Source organism: Micromonospora sp. NPDC047730 (assembly GCF_043204765.1).
Lineage (GTDB): Bacteria > Actinomycetota > Actinomycetes > Mycobacteriales > Micromonosporaceae > Micromonospora.
In genome coordinates this window covers 98,925-117,131 of the sequence record NZ_JBIDCU010000018.1, presented here as the reverse complement: position 1 = coordinate 117,131, position 18,207 = coordinate 98,925, and the positions used below count along the sequence as shown (strand labels likewise).

The 18,207-nt window shown below is 70.4% G+C and carries 17 protein-coding genes and 1 pseudogene; 14 read left to right on the top strand and 4 right to left on the bottom strand.

What is annotated here, in order from left to right; translation table 11 throughout:
• The first annotated feature begins 25 nt into the window (after positions 1-25).
• Positions 26-829, top strand: a complete 804-nt coding sequence (locus tag ACGF5G_RS29770; RefSeq protein WP_393268809.1) for a metallophosphoesterase — start codon at positions 26-28, stop codon at positions 827-829.
• Positions 830-907: 78 nt separating this feature from the next.
• Here ACGF5G_RS29770 and ACGF5G_RS29765 read toward each other — a convergent pair whose 3' ends face one another.
• Positions 908-2,125 (bottom strand): mandelate racemase/muconate lactonizing enzyme family protein, encoded by a 1,218-nt coding sequence (locus ACGF5G_RS29765; RefSeq protein WP_393268807.1) that lies wholly within the window; start codon positions 2,123-2,125, stop codon positions 908-910.
• 160 nt (positions 2,126-2,285) lie between these two features.
• Here ACGF5G_RS29765 and ACGF5G_RS29760 point away from each other — a divergent pair, with 160 nt between their 5' ends.
• The 8 genes and pseudogenes from ACGF5G_RS29760 to ACGF5G_RS29725 form a co-directional block, all read left to right on the top strand.
• The gene (locus ACGF5G_RS29760; RefSeq protein WP_393268806.1) at positions 2,286-3,398 is read left to right on the top strand and encodes a substrate-binding domain-containing protein; all 1,113 of its coding nucleotides are present in this window, start codon (positions 2,286-2,288) and stop codon (positions 3,396-3,398) included.
• A gap of 87 nt (positions 3,399-3,485) precedes the next feature.
• Positions 3,486-4,805, top strand: coding sequence for an ABC transporter substrate-binding protein (locus ACGF5G_RS29755; RefSeq protein WP_393268805.1), 1,320 nt, complete (start codon positions 3,486-3,488; stop codon positions 4,803-4,805).
• Positions 4,806-4,840: 35 nt separating this feature from the next.
• A complete protein-coding gene (locus ACGF5G_RS29750; protein WP_350705220.1) occupies positions 4,841-5,809 on the top strand; it encodes a sugar ABC transporter permease in 969 nt (322 codons plus the stop codon).
• Positions 5,802-6,662, top strand: a complete 861-nt coding sequence (locus ACGF5G_RS29745) for a carbohydrate ABC transporter permease (RefSeq protein ID WP_393268803.1) — start codon at positions 5,802-5,804, stop codon at positions 6,660-6,662. Before ACGF5G_RS29750 ends, ACGF5G_RS29745 begins: the two co-directional genes overlap by 8 nt.
• Positions 6,663-6,774: 112 nt before the next feature.
• On the top strand, positions 6,775-7,803 hold the full coding sequence (locus ACGF5G_RS29740) for a Gfo/Idh/MocA family protein (RefSeq protein WP_393268801.1): 1,029 nt from the start codon (positions 6,775-6,777) through the stop codon (positions 7,801-7,803).
• A 76-nt stretch (positions 7,804-7,879) separates the two neighbouring features.
• On the top strand, positions 7,880-8,695 hold the full coding sequence (locus ACGF5G_RS29735) for a sugar phosphate isomerase/epimerase family protein (protein ID WP_393268800.1): 816 nt from the start codon (positions 7,880-7,882) through the stop codon (positions 8,693-8,695).
• Entirely contained in the window at positions 8,695-9,069 is a 375-nt protein-coding gene (locus ACGF5G_RS29730) for a glycoside hydrolase family 20 zincin-like fold domain-containing protein (RefSeq protein WP_393268797.1), read from the top strand. Before ACGF5G_RS29735 ends, ACGF5G_RS29730 begins: the two co-directional genes overlap by 1 nt.
• Positions 9,069-9,194 (top strand): annotated as a pseudogene (locus ACGF5G_RS29725) (family 20 glycosylhydrolase); the annotation flags it as partial. The gene ACGF5G_RS29730 and the pseudogene ACGF5G_RS29725, both read left to right, overlap by 1 nt.
• Before the next feature lie 192 nt (positions 9,195-9,386).
• On the opposite strand, the gene ACGF5G_RS29720 reads toward ACGF5G_RS29725, so the two are convergent.
• Positions 9,387-9,557 (bottom strand): type II toxin-antitoxin system Phd/YefM family antitoxin, encoded by a 171-nt coding sequence (locus tag ACGF5G_RS29720; RefSeq protein WP_393268795.1) that lies wholly within the window; start codon positions 9,555-9,557, stop codon positions 9,387-9,389.
• Between the two features lie 34 nt (positions 9,558-9,591).
• Between ACGF5G_RS29720 and ACGF5G_RS29715 the strand changes: the two genes are divergently transcribed.
• From ACGF5G_RS29715 to ACGF5G_RS29700, 4 genes are all read left to right on the top strand, one after another.
• A complete protein-coding gene (locus ACGF5G_RS29715) occupies positions 9,592-10,827 on the top strand; it encodes an RNA-guided endonuclease InsQ/TnpB family protein (protein ID WP_393268792.1) in 1,236 nt (411 codons plus the stop codon).
• A 26-nt stretch (positions 10,828-10,853) separates the two neighbouring features.
• Positions 10,854-11,576, top strand: a complete 723-nt coding sequence (locus ACGF5G_RS29710; RefSeq protein WP_393268827.1) for a dihydrodipicolinate synthase family protein — start codon at positions 10,854-10,856, stop codon at positions 11,574-11,576.
• A 148-nt stretch (positions 11,577-11,724) separates the two neighbouring features.
• Positions 11,725-11,853, top strand: a complete 129-nt coding sequence (locus ACGF5G_RS29705) for a hypothetical protein (RefSeq protein ID WP_393268789.1) — start codon at positions 11,725-11,727, stop codon at positions 11,851-11,853.
• 24 nt (positions 11,854-11,877) lie between these two features.
• Positions 11,878-14,637, top strand: a complete 2,760-nt coding sequence (locus ACGF5G_RS29700) for a DNRLRE domain-containing protein (RefSeq protein WP_393268787.1) — start codon at positions 11,878-11,880, stop codon at positions 14,635-14,637.
• A 21-nt stretch (positions 14,638-14,658) separates the two neighbouring features.
• Here the strand turns inward: ACGF5G_RS29700 and ACGF5G_RS29695 are convergent, their stop codons facing one another.
• Positions 14,659-15,231, bottom strand: a complete 573-nt coding sequence (locus ACGF5G_RS29695; RefSeq protein WP_393268785.1) for a DUF6892 domain-containing protein — start codon at positions 15,229-15,231, stop codon at positions 14,659-14,661.
• Between ACGF5G_RS29695 and ACGF5G_RS29690 the strand changes: the two genes are divergently transcribed.
• Positions 15,230-16,141 (top strand): hypothetical protein, encoded by a 912-nt coding sequence (locus ACGF5G_RS29690; RefSeq protein ID WP_393268782.1) that lies wholly within the window; start codon positions 15,230-15,232, stop codon positions 16,139-16,141. The two genes, ACGF5G_RS29695 and ACGF5G_RS29690, sit on opposite strands and share 2 nt — an antisense overlap.
• 157 nt (positions 16,142-16,298) lie before the next feature.
• Here the strand turns inward: ACGF5G_RS29690 and ACGF5G_RS29685 are convergent, their stop codons facing one another.
• A complete protein-coding gene (locus tag ACGF5G_RS29685) occupies positions 16,299-18,206 on the bottom strand; it encodes a DUF2357 domain-containing protein (RefSeq protein WP_393268779.1) in 1,908 nt (635 codons plus the stop codon).
• Position 18,207 lies beyond the last annotated feature (1 nt).

The following is an 18,207-nucleotide window of genomic DNA, read 5'->3' as shown; positions in this document are numbered from 1 at the left end:
GGCGGGGTGCGGCTACGGTGTCGGCGTGCGCATCACCGGCCGTGGCGTCGAACCGGTCACCGAGGTGACCTACCAGCGGGCGCGGTCCGGCGGCGGCACCGAGACGGCCCGGCTAGCGGTCGGACGCCTGGGCGTCGAGGCGTTACCCTCCGGCTGCGACGCGGTGCTGGTCACCGGGGATCTGCAAGGCGTGGCGCCGTCGCCGTGGGGCGGCCCGCCCGTGCTGCTGGGCGTCGCGCTGGCTGACTATCTGCCGGTGTGGGCCGAGCAGGGGCTCATCCCACCGTCGGAGCGCCTCGCCGTGGTCCTCGTCGGGGACCTGTACTCCACCACCCACGCCGACCGGCGCGGCGCCTCCGGCGAGGTCGCCGACGTGTGGTGGGCGCTGGTCGCGGTCGGCTGCCGGCTGGTCGTCGGGGTGGCCGGCAACCACGACGTCATCGCCAGCGACCAGCTGGCCGAACTCGGCCCAGCCGCGGCGCTGCTGGACGGAGGCTGGATCGACCACGGCGGGGTGCGCTTCGCCGGCGTCGGGAGCATCATCGGCGACCCGCGCCGGTCTGGCCGCCGCAGCGAACCCACCCAGCTGGCCCGCATCGGCGCCGCGCTCACCGCCGATCCCGCCGTGCTCGTCCTGCACGAAGGCCCCCAGGGTGAGGGCAACGACCAGCCCGGCCATCCCGCCATCGGCGCCCATCTGCGCACCCAGGCGCCGGCCCTGACCGTGTGCGGGCACGTGCACTGGGAAACGCCCCTGGCCCGCCTCGGCGCCGGGCACGTGCTCAACGTCGACGGCCGGGCCATCGTGTTGACGCGTCAACCTGACTGACGACCGATCGCAGGTGACACGGCTACCACCGACCGTTTGCCTATTCACAAAGATCCGCACATCGGACCCGGCCTGGGCCTACTCGGCATCACGAGTTCTGTGGGGTCTGGCCGGCGGATCGGCGCGGAGCACGTCGACGGCCAGGGCTCGTACTGCGGCTTCGTCCACGTCGACGCCCAGGCCGGGGCCGGTGGGTACTGCGGCCTCCCCGTCGCGTACCTCGACCGTGTGCCCGCCGACGTAGGCGGACTCGATGAACTGTCGGCCGTTGAGGTCGACGGGCGTGTCGATGCCGAACGCCGAGAACAGGTGCAGCGAGGCGGCGAAGCCGAGGTCGGAGTCGGTGAGGCCGGAGCCCATCAGGCGTACCCCGCTGTCCTCGGCGAGGGCGCACATCCGCCGGGACAGGGTGAGGCCGCCGCTGCGCTGCACCTTGGCGATCGCGACATCGACCGCGTTCAGGCGTACGAAGGTGGCGAGGTCGCTGGGGTGACGCAGGCTCTCGTCGAGCGCGACCGGCACGGGGGAGTGGTCCCGCAGCCGTTGTAGCCCGGTGATCTGGTTGGCCGGCAGCGGCTGCTCGAACGCGGCGACGTCGAGTTCGGCGAGCCGGCGGCCCACCTGTAGTGCCTGGTCGACCTGGTACGCCTGGTTGGCGTCCACCCAGATCGCCGCCTTCGGCGCCGCTCGGCGTACCGCCTCGACGAACGCGAGGTCCTGGTCGATCTCGGCCAGCCCGATCTTGACTTTGAAGGCCGTGTACCCGAGGGCGTGGCCCTCCGTGACGCTGTCGGCGACCGCCTCGGGGGTCTTGGCGGAGATGATCCAGCCGAGTGGGATCCGTCCGACGCGACGTTGCCCCCAGAGCACTCCGAGCGGGACGCCGACCGCCCGTCCGACGAGGTCGTGTAGCGCGATGTCGATCGCGGACTTCGCGATCGGCGCACCGATCGTGAAGCCGCGGTTGATGACCCGGTCGAAGGTTGCCGTGACCGCGTCGAGGTTCCACGCCGGTGCGCCGAGGATCGCGGGCGCGAGGTAGCGATCGATGGTGGTGACGATGCTCTCGGTGGTTTCGTAGGTCCAGGACGGCGTCGGGGTGGCTTCGCCCCAGCCGACGACTCCGTCCGCGGTCACCTTCACCAGCACCCGCCGGCTGGGCTGCCCGACGGTCGCGACGGTCCCTCCGGCGATCTCGAACGAACGGATCGTCGGGAGTTCGACCACAAAGGTCTCCACCCGCTCCACGACGAGACCGTTCAGTGCCCCGGTGTGCTCGGGCCCAAGAGCCAGCATGCCGAATCCCACCTTCCGTGGCATCTATTTGGGAATGAATTCATTCCCACTAGTCGATGGCAATCCGGAGCATACCTGCCCGGCGAGCCGCGTCAAGCAGGGAAAATTCTTGCCGGGAGGGATTGACGGAGGTTTGTCTGCTGCTCAAGAATCCTCAGCCATGACCGACATTGATGGTTTGGATTCATTCCCTCAGGGGACGAAATTCCGAGCCCTGGCGGCCTACCTTCGGCAACAGATCGCCGAAGGTCGGTGGTCGGTCGACGCACGCCTGCCCACCGAGCAGGAGTTCGCCCACACCCACGAGGTGGGGATCAACACGGTCCGCCGCGCGATCAACCTGCTGGTGGACGAGGGGCTGGTACGTCGTCGCCAGGGCTCCGGCACCTACGTGGTGGCGATACCAGCGCAGGTCGGGCGTAGCGCCCGCTTCGTCGGGGTGCTCGTACCGTCCACCTCGTACTTCTACCCACGGGTGATCGAGGGCATCGAGCGGGTGATGACCAGCGCCGGCGTCCGGATCATCCTTTCCAGCTCCGAGTACGACCCGGATCTGGAGGCGCAGCAGATCAACCAACTGCTCGCCGCAGACGTCGACGGCCTGCTGCTCGTGCCCAACCTGCACCTGATCGAGAAGCCCCAGCAGTACGTCGACCAACTGCACCGGCTACCGGTCCCGTACGTGCTCGTGGAACGGCGGCCACCGGCTCCCGCGCCGGACGACGCGACGCCGTACGTCTGCACCAACCATCTCGGCGGGGGCTACGCCGCGGTACGGCACTTCGTCGAGCTGGGGCACAAGCGGATCGGCCACCTCGGCCGGATCCGGACCGCGACCGCCGACATGGTGGCGGAGGGCTTCGACCGCGCGGTCGCAGACTTCGGCCTGCCTCATCTCCCGGCGGCCGCGGTCCGACGTGAGGAATGGACGTCCGACCAGCTCGCGGCGTATGCACAGATCTGCCGGGACAACGAGATCACCGCGGTGTTCTGCCTCGGCGACCGGGACGCCGCGGGACTGCTGCCCCACGCGCGCCGGCTCGGGCTGACCGTGCCGGACCGGATGGCGGTGATCGCCTACGACGACGAGGTCGCCGACCTCGGCGAGGTGCCGCTCACCGCCATCTCTCCTCCGAAGACCGAGGTGGGCAGGCTCGCCGCCGAGGTCCTGCTGCGACGCATCGAGCAGGGCGCCTCGGCCCCCGTGCACCAGACCCAACTGCAACCACGCCTGGCGATCCGGGCCTCGTGCGGCGCCGCCCGCGACCGGTAGTCCGTGACCGGCCGAGGGCCAGGCGCACCGTCGAGGCGGTGACCCGAGACCGCTGCCCGCCGGGCGACCAACACAAGGAGATCCACGATGAGGATGCAACGCTTCTCGCCAGGCCGGCGTCTCGTCGCCCTGGCAGGCGTCGCGGCGCTCGCCGCGACAATGATCGGCTGCGGCGCGAGCGACGAGGAAGGCGGCGGCCGGGTGACCATCAGGATGGGCTACTACGCGGAAGCGGGCGGTCCGGCCGACAAGACGATGCGCTCGCTCGCCGACGAGTTCATGAAGGCGAACTCCGGCATCAAGCTGGAGCTGGAATCGGCGCCGTACACGGACTTCTTCAAGCGGCTGCGCACCCAACTCGCCGGCGGCAAGGGTCCTGACGTGTGGCTTTCCGACGGGGTGCTGGTGCAGGAGTACGCCGGCCGCAACAGCCTGCGTGACCTCAGCGACTTCGTGAAGACCGTCAACACCGACGACTACTACGGCGTGGACCTCAACCGCGACTCCGACGGCCACATCTACGGCTTCCCGCAGGGCGCGCAGACCCCGGTGCTCTTCTACAACAAGAAGATGTTCGCCGACGCGGGCGTCGCCGAGCCGACCGGAGACTGGACGTACGACGACCTCACCGCGGCCGCGAAGAAGCTGACCCGGGACACCAACGGTGACGGCAAGCCCGACGTGTGGGGGATGCGCGTCTACTCGCCCGGCTTCACCGAGAGTTGGTGGCCGATGGTCAAGGCGTTCGGTGGGGACGTCGTCGCCGACGGGGGGCGGAAGGTCGTCGTCGACAGCCCGCAGAGCCGCGCGGCGCTGGACTGGATGCTGAACGCGATGTACACCGAGAAGGCCGGCCCCGACGTGGTCACGACCAAGGCGCTGGGCAGCCCGCACACGATGTTCGCCAGCAACCGGGTGGCGATGCAGTTCGGCATCTACGCCCGCACCATCCCGGCGAACGCGGCGAAGATCGACCTCGGCGTGGCACCGATGCCGAAGGGCCCGGCGGGCCGCGGCCACGTGGCGATCGCGAACTCCTGGGTGATCAACAAGGCCGCGAACCAGCGGAAGGCCGAGGCCGCCTGGAAATGGATTACCTACTTTGCCTCGGAGAAACCACAGACCACCTGGGCCGGGATCGGCGAGGCGATCCCGATCAACAAGAAGGTGGCCGCGTCCGACGTGTTCCTGAAGCCGGGTACCCCACCGGCCGACCGGCAGGCATTCCTCGACGCCCTCGCCGACGCCGACGACCTCGGCCTCAACCCGGTGTGGACCGAGTACACCACGGCCGTGGCGAACCAGGTCGACCGGGCGCTCGCCAAGGAGCGGCCCGTCGGTGACGCGCTGACCGAGGCGCAACGGGATGCGCAGCAGATCATCGACCGTTTCTACGCGAAGAAGTGAGTCAGCCCCGCCAGACGGAGGGAGGAGGTGGCGCTGTGACGACCATCGAGGACCGGGTGGAACAGGGGCGTCGCCCCTCCCCCCGGGACGGAAGGAGAACCGGGGATGAACGGCCGGGCTTCGGTCAGCGGGCGTGGGCGACCGTGTTCGCCTTCCCGTACCTGGCACACCTGGTGGTGCTGACCGCGTGGCCCGTACTCGCCCTGCTCTACTTCAGCCTTACCGACTACGACACGCTCTCCCCACCGAGGTGGGTCGGGCTGGACAACTTCCGCCGCCTGCTCGGTGACGAGGCGTTCTGGCGGAGCCTGCTCAACACCGCCTACTTCGCGGTGCTGTTCGTACCCACCCAGACGATCCTCGCGCTGCTGCTCGCGGTCGCGCTGAACCAACGCCTGCGATGGATCTCGCTACTGCGCAGTGCGTACTTCGTGCCGGTCATCTCGTCGTGGGTCGTCGTGGCGTACGTCGCCGACGCGGTCTTCAACCCGCAGTTCGGGATGGCCAACACCGTACTGGGGTGGCTCGGCCTGCCCCAGGCGACCTGGCTGCAGAGTCCGGTGCTCGTCATCCCGACGCTCGCCCTGGTCGCGGTCTGGAAGGGCGTCGGCTACATGATGGTGCTCTTCCTCGCCGGGCTGCAGAACATCCCGGAGGAGCTGTACGAGGCCGCCAAGATCGACGGCGCGTCGGCCTGGCAACGGTTCCGCCGCGTCACCCTCCCCGGGATATCGGGGACGACGTTCCTCGTCCTGGTCCTTTCGACGATCACCACCCTGCAGGCCTTCGAGCAGGTCTACGTGATGACCGGACCGATGCGGGGCCAACCGGCCGGCCAGCCGAACGGGGCGAGCGAGATGACGGTGCTCTTCATGTACCAGCAGGGCTTCGAGTTCTTCAACATGGGCTACGCGTCGGCAGTCGCGTGGGTGCTGTTCGCGCTGATCTTCCTCCTGACGCTGGTCCAGCTCCGCCTGCAGAAGAAGTGGGTGCACTATGCCTGAGACCGGTCGGCGCGGCCGGGTCCGGCGCCGCCAGGACCGACGTGGACACCCGGCCGCGTACCTGTTCGTCGGCCTCGGTGCGGCGATCATGGTCGTTCCGTTCGTCGCCTCCGTGGCCAACTCGCTGAAGAGCTTCGCGCAGTACGTCGCGGTGCCGCCGGTCTGGCTCCCGCACCCGCCCGAGTGGTCCAACTACACGCAGTTGTGGGAACGCGCCCCCTTCGGCCTGTACGCCTGGAACAGCTTCCTCATCGCGAGCCTTTCCGTGGTCGGCAACGTGGTCACCAGCGCGATGGTGGGCCACGCGCTGGCCCGGATGAAACTGCCGGGCAAGGACGTGCTGCTCGCCGCGGCGCTCGGCACCCTGATGCTGCCCACCGTCGTGACGATCATTCCCAACTTCATCCTGTACAAGCACCTCGGTTGGCTCGACACCATGCTGCCGCTGGTGGTGCCGTACTGGCTGGCGACGCCGTTCGGGATCTTCCTGATGCGCCAGACGTTCCTCTCGATCCCCCGCGACTTCGAGGAGGCGGCGGCGCTCGACGGAGCCAACCCGTGGCAGGTGTTCTGGCGGGTCCACATGCCGCTCGCCAAGCCGGCACTCGCGACACTCGGCGTATTCACCTTCATGGCGTCCTGGGGCGCCGTGCTCGAGCCCACGATCTACCTCACCTCGCCGGAGAACTACACCCTGCCCATCGGGGTGATGAGCCTGCAGGGCCAGTTCATGGGCAACGACCAGCTCGTCACCGCCGCCGCGCTGATGTCGCTCCTGCCCATGCTGCTGTTGTTCCTGCTCGCCCAGCGCTACTTCGTTCGCGGCGCGATGGCCAGCGGTCTCAAGGGCTGATCAGCGCTCGCCTGCCGCCCCGTCACCACGAGCGTGGGGACGGGCCGCCCCCGAGCGCCCCTGGCCACCCTCGCCCTACCGACACACCTGTCCTGATCGAAAGGAACGTGCAGTGACCGAAACATGGGGGAATCGACCATTCCGCGTCGGCGTGATCGGGGCGGGCAGCGTCGCCGCCCTGCACCTCGACGCGGCCGCCGGCCTGCCCGAGGTCGAGGTCGCCGCGGTCTGCGACGTACGGCTGCCGGCCGCCGAGCAGCTCGCGGCCCGGTTCGGCGCCCGCGCGTATGCCGACCACGCCGTGATGTTCGCCGCCGGCGGGCTGGACGGAGTGCTGATCACCGCGCCGCACACGCTGCACGCACCGATCACCGTGGACGCCGCCGCAGCCGGACTGCACGTCCTGGTGGAGAAGCCGATGGCCACCAGCGTCGAGGACACCCAGCGGATGATCGACGCCTGCGCGACCCACGGGGTACGCCTTGCCGTGGGCCACGTGCTGCACTTCCTGCCGACGGTCCGCGAGGCGTGGCGGACCCTGCGGTCGGGAAGCCTCGGCCGGCCCGTAGTGATCACCGAGCGGCGTACCGCGCGGTACGAGCGGGGTTCCCGGCCGGACTGGTTCTTCGACCCGACGCTCGCCGGCGGCGGCATCGTGATGAACGTCGGCACACACAGCATCGACAAGGCTCACTGGCTCGGCGACGCGCCCGCCGTCAGCGTGCACGGGTACGTCTGGCACCAGCCGGGCGTCGAGGTCGAAACCGAGTCGGTCGGCCTGCTGGAACTGGCGAACGGGGTACGGGTCATGCTCTCGGTCACCGGGACCGGCCTGCCGTTCCAGGACGAGACCGAGGTGGTGTGCGAGCACGGCGCGCTGCGGTTGTCCCGGCGCGACGGGCTGTGGACGTACCAGGGGGACGACGCGGTGCAGGTGGTCACGCCCGAGCAGGACGACATCGTGGCGGCGTTCCGGGAGCAGTTGGCGGACTTCGTCGCGAGCTGCCGCGACGGGCGGGTGCCGGCGGTCGACGCGGCGTACGGGCAGTCGGTCGTGGCCACCGCGCTCGCGCTGTACGAGTCGGCCGAGCGTGCCGACACCGTGCGGATCCCCGGTCCGACCGTGGAGGTGGCGGCGTGAGCGAGCGGAGCGAGCGAACCATTCGGCTCAGCAGCGTGGCGCCTCGCGCCGCCGCGGAGCGGAGCGAGGTGGCGGCGTGAGCGGCGTCGACACGGTACCGGCGTGGGCAGCGGGCCGACTCGCGTTCAGCACCCTCGGCTGCTCGACCGAGCCGGTCGAATCGGTGCTGGAGCTGGCCCGGCGTACCGGCTGCCACGGCGTGGAGCTTCGCTGCGCCGAGGGTGAGCCGGTCGCGCCCGACACCCCGGCCGGCACGCTGCGAGAGACCGGGAAGCGGTTCGCGGACGCGGGTGTCGAGCCGATCTGCGTCGCCTCGTACGTGCGTATCGCGGCACCGGACGGTGACCCGGTCACCGACCTGCTGCACCACGTCGAGATCGCCGAGCACCTGGGCGCCCGCTACGTGCGGGTCTTCGGCGGCCGGGACGGCCAGGCCGACCCGCATCCGGTGGCGGTGCAGCGGCTCGGCGAGGTGGCCCGGAGGATCGAGGGCGGGCCGGTGACGGTCCTGCTGGAGACCCACGACGTGTTCTGCTCGGCACGCGCCGTCGCGGCGGTGCTCACCGAGGTCGACTCGCCCGTGGTGGCCGCCCTGTGGGACGCGGTGAACCCGTGGCGGGTGGGGGAGAGCGCCCGCGAGGCGGCCGACGCACTGGCGCCGTGGCTGCGACACGTACAGCTCAAGGACGTCCGGGCGACCGACGACCTGGCTCCGGTGCTGCCGGGGCACGGCGCGGTCCCGCTGGGCCAGATCCTCAGCGAGCTGGACCGCCTCGACTACCGGGCCTGGCTGTCCCTGGAGTGGGAACGGGCCTGGTTCCCCGAGGCGCCGCCGCTGGCCGACGCGCTCGGCGCGTTCCGGGCGGTACTCGCTGCGCACCGGGCGGCGTGATGACCTCGTTGATCCCGTATCCCGCGGCGATTCGCCGGCACTCCGGTGCGCTGCGTGTCGCCGGGCCGGTGCCGGTCGTGGCCGTGCCCGAGGCCGAGGGGGTCGCCGACTGGCTCGCGGAGGTGCCCGGGTTCACCCGCGCCGTGCTGTCCGACGCCCCGGTGCGCCTGACCCTCGACGATCGCCTGGCACCGGAGGGCTACCGGCTCACCGTCGACGAGCGTGGTGTGGAGATCACCGGAGGCGCGCCGGCCGGGGTGTTCTACGGCGCCCAGACGCTGCGCCAGCTGCTGCCGGACGGCGCGTCCGGCCGGACCGTCAGCCTTCCGCACCTCGAGGTGGCCGACGCCCCCGATTCGGCTGGCGCGGCGTGATGCTCGACGTGGCGCGGCACTTCATGCCCAAGGAGTTCGTGCTGCGCTTCATCGACCTGCTCGCGCTGCACAAGCTCAACGTGCTGCACCTGCACCTCACCGACGACCAGGGCTGGCGGCTGGAGATCCCGCGCTACCCGCGGTTGACCGAGATCGGGGCGTGGCGCGCCGAGACCCTGGTCGGACACGCCCACCAGACCCTTCGCCGGTACGACGGGCTGCGGCACGGCGGCTACCGGAATGCGGGCCAGTGCTCCGCCCTTCAGGGCGGGGGTGAAGGCCCGCGCTGGGAGGGCCGCCAAGGCCCGAGCAGTGCCTTAACCCGCAGCTTGCTCGCTCTGCTCAGCCACGGGAACCGGCACGATGGCGGCGATCCGACGGCCGTTACGGGTCACGTAGATCGTCCGGTTGCGGACGGCGGTGTCGTTCAGGATCTCGGCCAGGTTTTTCCGCAGGTCGGCCACGCTGATGTCGTTCGTGTCGGTCATGGCGCTGATCGTACTCGGTTGTACACTGCTGTACGTGCAGCTCCGTTACAACTACCGGATCTACCCGGACGCCGCCCAGCGCGAAGCGCTGGCACGGTCGTTTGGGTGCGCCCGGGTGGTGTTCAACGACGGGCTGCGCCTGCGCCAGCAGGTCCGCGAGGCGGGCGGGAAGTACGTCTCCGACGCCGACCTGTCAAAGCTGGTCATCACCCAGGCCAAGGACACCCCGCAACGGGCGTGGCTGGGCGAGGTGTCCGCCGTGGTGTTGCAGCAGGCCCTGGCGGATCTGAACACCGCGTACCGCAACTTCTTCGCCTCGATCACGGGCAAGCGCAAGGGGCGCACGGTCGCGCCACCACGGTTCCGGTCACGCAAGGACAACCGGCAGGCGATCCGTTTCACCAAGAACTCCCGGTTCAAGGTCCTCGACAACGGCCGCCTGCGCCTGCCAAAGATCGGCGACGTGCATGTGCGCTGGTCGCGGGACCTGCCGTCCGAGCCGTCGTCCGTGACGGTGATCAAGGATGCGGCGGGCCGATACGTCGCCTCGTTCGTCGTGCAGACCAACACGGAGGAGACACTGCCGCCGGTCGACTCCGAGGTGGGTATCGACCTGGGCCTGACGCACTTCGCGGTGCTGTCGGACGGCACGAAGGTCGCCGCGCCGAAGTTCCTGCGTCGCGCCGCGCGCAAACTCAAGCGATTGCAGCAGGACCTCTCCCGCAAGCAGCGCGGGAGTCAGAACCGCAAGAAGGCCGTCGTCAAGGTCGCCCGCGCGCATGCGCGGGTGGCCGACACCCGGCGGGACTGGCAGCACAAGCTCTCGATACGGATCATCCGCGACAACCAAGCGGTGTACGTCGAGGACCTGTGCGTGACCGGTCTCGGCCGCACCAGGCTCGCCAAGTCGGTCCACGACGCCGGGTGGGCCAGCTTCACCGCCATGCTGGAGTACAAGGCCGCCCGGTACGGGCGCGTGTTCGCCAAGGTCGACCGGTTCGCGCCCACGTCGCAGACATGCTCTGCGTGCAGCCGGATCGACGGACCGAAACCGCTGTCCGTCCGGTCGTGGACCTGCCCGTGCGGCGCGGCCCACGACCGGGACATCAACGCGGCCATCAACGTGCTCGCGGCGGGACGCGCCGAGAGCCTAAACGCCTGTGGAGCGCAGGTAAGACCAGCACGGGTGCTGGCACCGCGCCGGGAAGCAGGAATCCGCCCGGACGCCGCGTGTTCCACGCGAAGCGTGGAGGGAATCCCCGTCCTCTAGGGCGGGGAGATCGTCAACACCTCGCCATGGTGATCCTGCGCGGGTTGGCGGAGCTGACGGACGACGAGCTCATCGCGCACATCGAGGCGGTCGGCGAGGTGCTCCCGGTGTTCGGCTTCTACCTTCAGCCCGCGGTCGGCGGTCGGACGCTCGGGTTCGACTTCTGGGCCCGGCTCGCCGAACTGCCCTGCCTGGCGGCGATCAAGATCGCGCCGTTCGACCGGTACCGCACCCTCGATGTGGTCCGGGCGGTCTGCGAGTCCGCACGGGCGGCGGAGATCGCGCTCTACACCGGCAACGACGACAACATCATCGTCGACCTGCTCACCACGTACCGCTTCCCGGTGAGTGGCGGCCAGGTCAGCAAGCGGATCGTGGGTGGGCTGCTCGGCCAGTACGCCGTGTGGACCCGCCGCGCCGTGGAACTGTTCGAGCGGGCCCGCGAGGCGGCACGGACCGGACAGCTCGACGAGGAGCTGCTCACGACGGCCGCGAGGTTGACCGACGCCAACGCGGCCGTCTTCGACGTCGCCAACGGCTTCGCCGGCTGTGTCGCCGGAATCCACGAGGTGCTGCGGCGCCAGGGCCTGCTGGACAACGTACGGCTGCTCGACGAGCAGGAGCGGCTCTCGCCCGGGCAGGCGGCGGAGCTCGACCGGGTGATCCGGGCGTACCCCGACCTGCAGGACGACGCGTTCGTCGCCGCGCACCTGGACCGCTGGCTCGACACATGGCAGGAGGAGCCGTGAACGTCCCCCACGCCGTCCGCGTGCTCACCGCCGACAGTTGGTCGGAGCCCACGATCACGTGGAACAACCGGCCCACCGCGGGAGCGACCCCGCTAGGCACCCTGCCGGTGACGACACCGGGTGGTACGCGATCGACGTCACCAGTGCCGTGAACAGCAATCTCAACGACGGCCAGATCACCTTCCGACTCGCCGACGACTCGGTCGCCGACCGGCTGGTGGTCATCGATTCCCGCGAGTACGCCGCGGGCACCGAGCCGTACCTCCTCATCTCCTGAACCCCCCCCGAGAGGAGCACCCCCGTGTCCCTGATCCGAAGCAAGTCCTGGCGCTCGCGGCTGACGCTGTCTGCCGCCGTGCTGGCCGCTCTGCTGCTGCCGCCCGGGCAGCCCGCCTCCGCCGCCGCGCCCTCGGTCACCATCGATTCGCACACCAGCGGTGCCGCGGTGCCGGCCGGGACCGTCCGCCTGTCGGGCAGCTACACCGACGCGTACGAACTGACCGTCGTGCTCGACGGCCGCAGCACTCCCCGCGTACACACCGTTGACCCGGACGGCGACGACACCGGCACCTGGTACTACGACCTGGACACGACCGGCGTGGACGGTGAGATCGAGGTCGCGGTGCGCGCCAAGCGAACCGACAACCGTTACGGTGTCTGGTCCCCGTTCGTCACCCTGCGGGTGGACAACCCGGCCGCCAATGTCCCGGTCGTGACGGTGACCAGTCCCGATGACGGCGGTACGGTGCGGCAGCCGACGCCGGTCCGCGTCTCGGTCGCCGCGCACAACACCGTGCGGGAGGTGTCGGTACGCGTCAACGGCGGAGCCTGGCTGCGGGCGCTCGGGGAGAAGGGCACCTACACCCATCTGTGGGATCCCCGCGAACTCGGTGACGCCATGGTGAGCATCGAGGCCAGAGCGGTCGACGCGTACGGCAACACCGGGTACAGCCCGACCGTCTACGTGGCGGTCGGCGCGGGCGCTGCCGAGCCGGTACGGGTCGGCCCGCAGGACCGGGCGATGTGGATCTGGGAGCGGGCGTCGTACGGCCTGGTCCTGAACCCCGGATCCCGCCGGCTGCTCGCGACGACGGCGCGCGACGCCGACACCTTCGGCTCGCGGCCGATCACCACGCTCTATGTCGGCGTGGACCGGTACGGCGACCTGGACATGCTCTACGACAAGCGCGCCGAGGTGCGGGACTTCGTGAGCTGGGCCCACGCGCAGGGCTTCACGGTGTACGCCACGATCGCCGGCGGGACCCAACCGCCGTTCCTCGGCGGGCTGGAGCGCTACCACCCCCGCGCGGTCCGGGAGATGGAGAAGATCCTCAACTACAACCTCGCCTCGCGGCCGGCGGAGCGGTTCGACGGGGTCAACGTGGACATCGAGCCCTACATCTATCCCGGGTTCGCGGCTGAAAAGCCGGCGCTGCAACTGCAGTGGCTCGAGATTCTGGAGAAGCTGATCCAGCGCAGGAACGCGGCGGGTTCGCCACTGGCGTTCGGCCCGGCGATCCCGCGCTGGCTGGACGTCAACCCGTGCTGCACCGGCATCACCTGGAAGGGCGCCACCAAACCGCTCAGCGAACACATCCAGGACCTGAGCGACTACATCTCGATCATGGACTACCGGGACACCGCGGAGGGGTCGGTCGGCATCATCGCCCAGGCCCAGTCCGAGATCGCGTACGCCGAGGCGATCGGCAAGCCGAACTCGGTGGTGATCGGGGTGGAAACGCTGGACATCGCCTGGAGTGGCGACCCGGAGACCATCACCTTCCGCGAGGAGGGGCGCGCCGTCGCCGAGCGTGAACTGCGGAAGGTGTACGACGCTTTCGCCGGCAGTCCGGCATTCGGCGGCGTCGCGATGCACCACTACGACTCCATCCGCTGGCTCCCGTCGGTGTGGGGGCCCAACGCCGTGTACGCGCCGCTGCCGGCCGACACCGGCCCGCCCGGCGTGGTGAGCTCGCCGCCGACGGCGAGCGCCTTCGACCACCAGAGCATCGATCTCGTCTACGGCCGGGCCTTCGACGACACCGAGGTGGAGCACTACAACATCTACCGGTCCACCGATCCGGGCTTCACGCCGGACCCGAAGAACCTCGCCGGGCAGTCGCGCGGCCTGACCTTCACCGACTCCGGCCTGCTGCCGGACACCACCCACCACTACCGGGTCGCCGCCGTGGACGTACACGGCAACGTCGGGCCGGTCTCGCCGGCTGTCTCCGCCACCACCGCCGGCACCCACCTGCGGCCACTGATCGTCTCCGAGCTGACGGTGAGCGCCGCGGGCGGTCCGGCGACCGTGCGGCTCCGGGTGACCGATCTGGTCACCGGGGAGCCGGTGGCGGCGGCCGTGCACGGCCGGTTCACCAAGATGGCGGGCCGTTACCTGACGATGAACGCGAACTCGGACGGCCAGGCGTCGGGCGTCTCGGAGACGATCGGCTTCCGGGCCGGTGAGGTGGGCTTCCAACCACTGCGGATCACCGCACCCGGCTACTACTGGGCATCCGCCCACGACCGGGCCCGGAACGTGGAGACCAGGTGGCAGACCACGACGCCGGTGGTCGCCGACACCTTCGTACGCGCCGGTGCGTACGCGGACACCGCCTACGGCTCAGCGAGCGAGTTGGAGATCGCCGACCTCTCCGACACGCAGAGTCCGGACGGCGACCGGATGGCCTACCTGAAGGCCGGACTCGGCGGCTACCCGGGCACTGCGACTGTCTCCGCCCGGCTGTACTTCCATGTCGGTTCGGTGTCGCCGGGCGTTGGCGCCGTACCGGTGACGGTGCGGGCGCTGGCCGACGACTCATGGTCGGAGAGCGGCGTGAGCTGGAACAGCCGCCCGTCCAGCGCGGGCGGAAGCGTGCTCGGGACCGTCCGGGTGGATCGCCCCGGCTGGTACTCGGTCGACGTCACCGGCGCGGTCAACGCCAACCTGGCCGACGGAGCCCTGACGCTTCGACTCTCCGACGACACGACCGCTGGGCGACTGGTCGCCATCGACAGTCGGGAGAGCGACCGGCAGCCGTACCTGATCATCTACTGACACCGGTGGCTCTGGCGCCCATCAACGGTGGACCGTCGTTCCGCGGGCCTCCAAGCGGGTCAGGACATCGGGGTCGTCGAGGTGCGCCAGCGAGACGTCGAGGGTGTGTAGCGCAGGCAGCGACTCCAGCGCCGCCGCTCCCGTGCATTTCCCGGTCAGTACCAGTTCCGACAGGGCCGGGTGGCCGGTCAGCGGGGTAAGCTCCAACGGCCCTCGACGGTAGCCGTGGCCGTCCAGGTCCAGGGACCGCAGGCTGGACAGTGCGTGAATGCCCTCCAGCGACGTCACGTTGTAGTCGTCGGACTCGCCGCCGGTGTCGATGTCCAGGGTCTGCTCGATCAGCATGTAGATGTCGCTGCCGCCGTCGAACTGCAAGTGGGTGATCGCTGCAGCCTCGGCCGACGGCACCGCGACGGCATGTAACAGCTTCAGTGACGCCTCCAGGCGCGGGCCTGGACCTGGGTAGCCGTCCTCCGGGCCATCGGGGCCGGTCGACTCGATGAGCGCCTTGAGGTCGTCGGCAGCGATCGCATCATCCAGCAGGGCGTCCAGGACGCCCAGGTGCAGGCCGAGGTCGGCGAAGATGAGGGTCATGATCCCGACCGTATCTTGTTACCCGGCTTGGCTTAGGACGGGGAGCGGGTCGTCGTTCAGGTCAGGCGGGGCTGGTGACGGTTCGGAGGCGGCCGGTGCGCTGGAAGCGGACCAGCCGTCGGGTCAGGACGACGACCATGGCCCACTGCGCCATCGCGGCGGTGCACCCGATGACATTGTCACCGTGGTGTCGCCACCCGCTACGACAAGCTGGCAGTCCGCTTCCGCCGTCCACCTAGCCGAGTACCTCGTGATCGGGCTTGCCGGCGCCGCCACGGGCCTGGCCACGGGCTGGTTCGCCGCACCCGTGCTGATCCGCCCCAGCGCCGGACTCATCGGCTCCGCCAACGCCCAGCCACCCACCCTGCGCATGGCGATCGCCGTCACGGCCCTCGCCCTCACGATCGCTGTGGCGGCGACTCTGGTACCAGTGGTGCGCGCCGCCGCCACCAGCACCGTTCACGCGCTGGCCGACGCTGCAACGCCACCGCGGCGCCGGCGGGGACGTATCTGGCTGTCGCGGCGGCTGCCCACCGCCGTGCTGATCGGGGTGCGCATCAACGCGCGCCGGCCGCGCCGCGCCCGGCTGGTCACCGTGAACACGCTGATCACCACGACCGCGCTCGTCGCCATGCTCATCGTCAACACCCGTGTGGAGCACTTCGACCTCGGCTACACGGAGGCGGTAGCGCAACTGCTTCCCGCCATACCCGGCGTCGTCGCGGGGACACCGGCCGGCATCGGTCTTGTCGCGTTCGTCAGCACCGGCGAGGTCCAGTACCCACCCGGTTCCTGGCTGCTCGCCACCGCGCTCGGAGTCCTGCTCGCCTTCGCCGCGCTCACCGCCGTCCCCGCGATGGTTGCCACACGGCGCCCGGTCGTGGACGTACTCCGGTCCGCACCGACCTGACAGCCGTCGACGGCTGTGGTGCCGCTCGCGGCCCTACAGCCGAGCGGAGCAAGACCGCCGTCGGGAACTTGGCCCCGATGGTGGCCACGACCCGGTCGAACTGGGCTCGGACGGCGTCGGCGTCGGGTTGGTCGAAGATCGTGCCCGTGCAGACCATTCACGTCTCCGAAGCGAAGGCCTCGATGACGCCTTCCGCTGTCTGACGCCGGTCGGAGTCAGCCCAGCAGGTGCATCCCGGTCGCCCAGCACACTCTTGGCATTTGGGGCACCGGAACCGCGATCCGGGAGCGGTTTCCGTGGCGGTGCACGGCATTGCCAGCACATCCGCACCGGCTGTCCGGTCGATTCGATCGCCGTCGGCGGTGTCGATGACGGCGTTGTGCGGCCACAGCACCGGGTACCGGGCACCACACGAACAGACCCGGCTGCCCCAGACGGCCTCGCAGGTGCTGCACCGCGCCTGAAAGGTGTCGCGGTCCCGCATGTGCAGCCGCGCCCCGGGCTCCTGGCAGATCGGGCAGGTGTCGAACCGGCAGAAGGCCACCCCCGCCGCGTCCAGGGCGGCCGTCAGCGCTGCCGGCAGACTCTGACTTTCCCGGCTTCGACTTTGGTGCCCGTCCACCGCCTGCCGGATCAGGTGCGACCGCTCCTCGGGGGTGGGGCGGCGGAGTAGCAGCACCCGCCGGCCGCCCACCGGGCGCAGCCAGTCTGCGGCCGGCAGCTCCGGCACCGGACCGGGAAGTGTCACCGGTAGCGGGTATCCGTGGCTGAACCACCGGCCCTGCAGCGTCCACCGGAGGGCCCGCCCCAGCCGCTCCTCGCCCTCGACCTCCAACGGGCTGATCGGCACGAGGCAGGCCGTCGTCCCGAAACCCGCCGGATGCAGCCCCCGACGTACCGGGCGGGGCAGCGACGACCGGGTGGTCCGGAGGCCGGGATAGACGACGACGACCGGACCGTGCAGTGCCGCCAGATCGGCGAGCCAGCCCTGCCGGACAGGTTCGGGGACCCTCGCGCCGAGGTCTCGCGGATCGGTCACGATTCGGGTCACTTCCGTCCCGCCGGCGTGTACGCCGACCGTGCCGTCCTCGCTCATCGACCACGTCAACTCCTCCGCCGGGCCGCGCAGCCGGAGCCGGGTGCCCGCTGCCGGAGCGGGGGCGTCCGGGTCGTCCGGCCGGTACCCGAGCAGCGCCAGGGCCCGCAGCGACAGTGCGGCGACGTACGTTCGGTAGGCGGCGGGGAAGTCCCGGCTGTCGGCCCGTGCCTGGTCCGTCTCCGCCGCCTGCTGCACCGCCCAGCGCTCCCAGAGCTTCCCGACCCGCCGGTACCGGCGATCGTTGGTGAACAGGTTCGTCCACCTGAGCCGCATCGGTAACCGCGCCCGCCGGTCGGCGTGGGTGAGTGCGGGGGAGTGGCGCAGGGCCCGTAGCCGGCCCCGCGCGTTCGCCAGTTCCGCGTGGGTCGCCTCGATGGCGGCGGCCGACGCCGCCTTGTCCGACACCGCCACCGCCACCAGCTCGGCGATCCGTTCCCGCCGCCGCCAGGAGCTGGTGCCGTGCAGCGCGCCCACGAACGCGCTCATGTCGGCGAGGCCCGCGCCGAGCAGGGCCAGTTCGTGGATCCGCCTGGTCAGGTACTCGTCCAACCGGTCCACCAGCTGCGCCGCCACCCGGTTCTCGTAGAAGTCGACGTCCTCGACGTAGCGCAGCGACAGCACTCGCAGCGGATGGATGCGTCCGTGCTCGACCCCGGCCCATTCCTCCGGATGGCCGGCGAGTCGGGCCAGGCCGGCTGGTGGGACCCGGCGGGCGAGATCCGCCCGGACCACCTCCTCCGTCCGCGCGAGGCGGTCGTGCGGGCGGAGGCAGACGTGCGCGAGGTTGTCCAGGCCGCGCTGGATCTCCCGGTCGAAGTCGCGCAGCGAGGCCCGCTCGAAGGTGTCCGGGACGAACATGTTCGTCGTCATCCAGGCGCCGACGTCGCCGGCCCGGGTGAGAACCCGCGAGGTGTCGATGACCGAGCCCACCACCAGGGGGTCGGCGGCACCCGTCCGATCGGCCACG

Bases quoted from the DNA above. Each gene is read 5' to 3' on its own strand.
- ACGF5G_RS29765 (WP_393268807.1), bottom strand. From the start codon at position 2,125: ATGCTGGCTCTTGGGCCCGAGCACACCGGGGCACTGAACGGTCTCGTC.
- ACGF5G_RS29760 (WP_393268806.1), top strand. From the start codon at position 2,286: ATGACCGACATTGATGGTTTGGATTCATTCCCTCAGGGGACGAAATTC.
- ACGF5G_RS29755 (WP_393268805.1), top strand. From the start codon at position 3,486: ATGAGGATGCAACGCTTCTCGCCAGGCCGGCGTCTCGTCGCCCTGGCA.
- ACGF5G_RS29745 (WP_393268803.1), top strand. From the start codon at position 5,802: ATGCCTGAGACCGGTCGGCGCGGCCGGGTCCGGCGCCGCCAGGACCGA.
- ACGF5G_RS29730 (WP_393268797.1), top strand. From the start codon at position 8,695: ATGACCTCGTTGATCCCGTATCCCGCGGCGATTCGCCGGCACTCCGGT.
- ACGF5G_RS29720 (WP_393268795.1), bottom strand. From the start codon at position 9,557: ATGACCGACACGAACGACATCAGCGTGGCCGACCTGCGGAAAAACCTG.
- ACGF5G_RS29710 (WP_393268827.1), top strand. From the start codon at position 10,854: ATGGTGATCCTGCGCGGGTTGGCGGAGCTGACGGACGACGAGCTCATC.
- ACGF5G_RS29690 (WP_393268782.1), top strand. From the start codon at position 15,230: ATGATCCCGACCGTATCTTGTTACCCGGCTTGGCTTAGGACGGGGAGC.
- ACGF5G_RS29695 (WP_393268785.1), bottom strand. From the start codon at position 15,231: ATGACCCTCATCTTCGCCGACCTCGGCCTGCACCTGGGCGTCCTGGAC.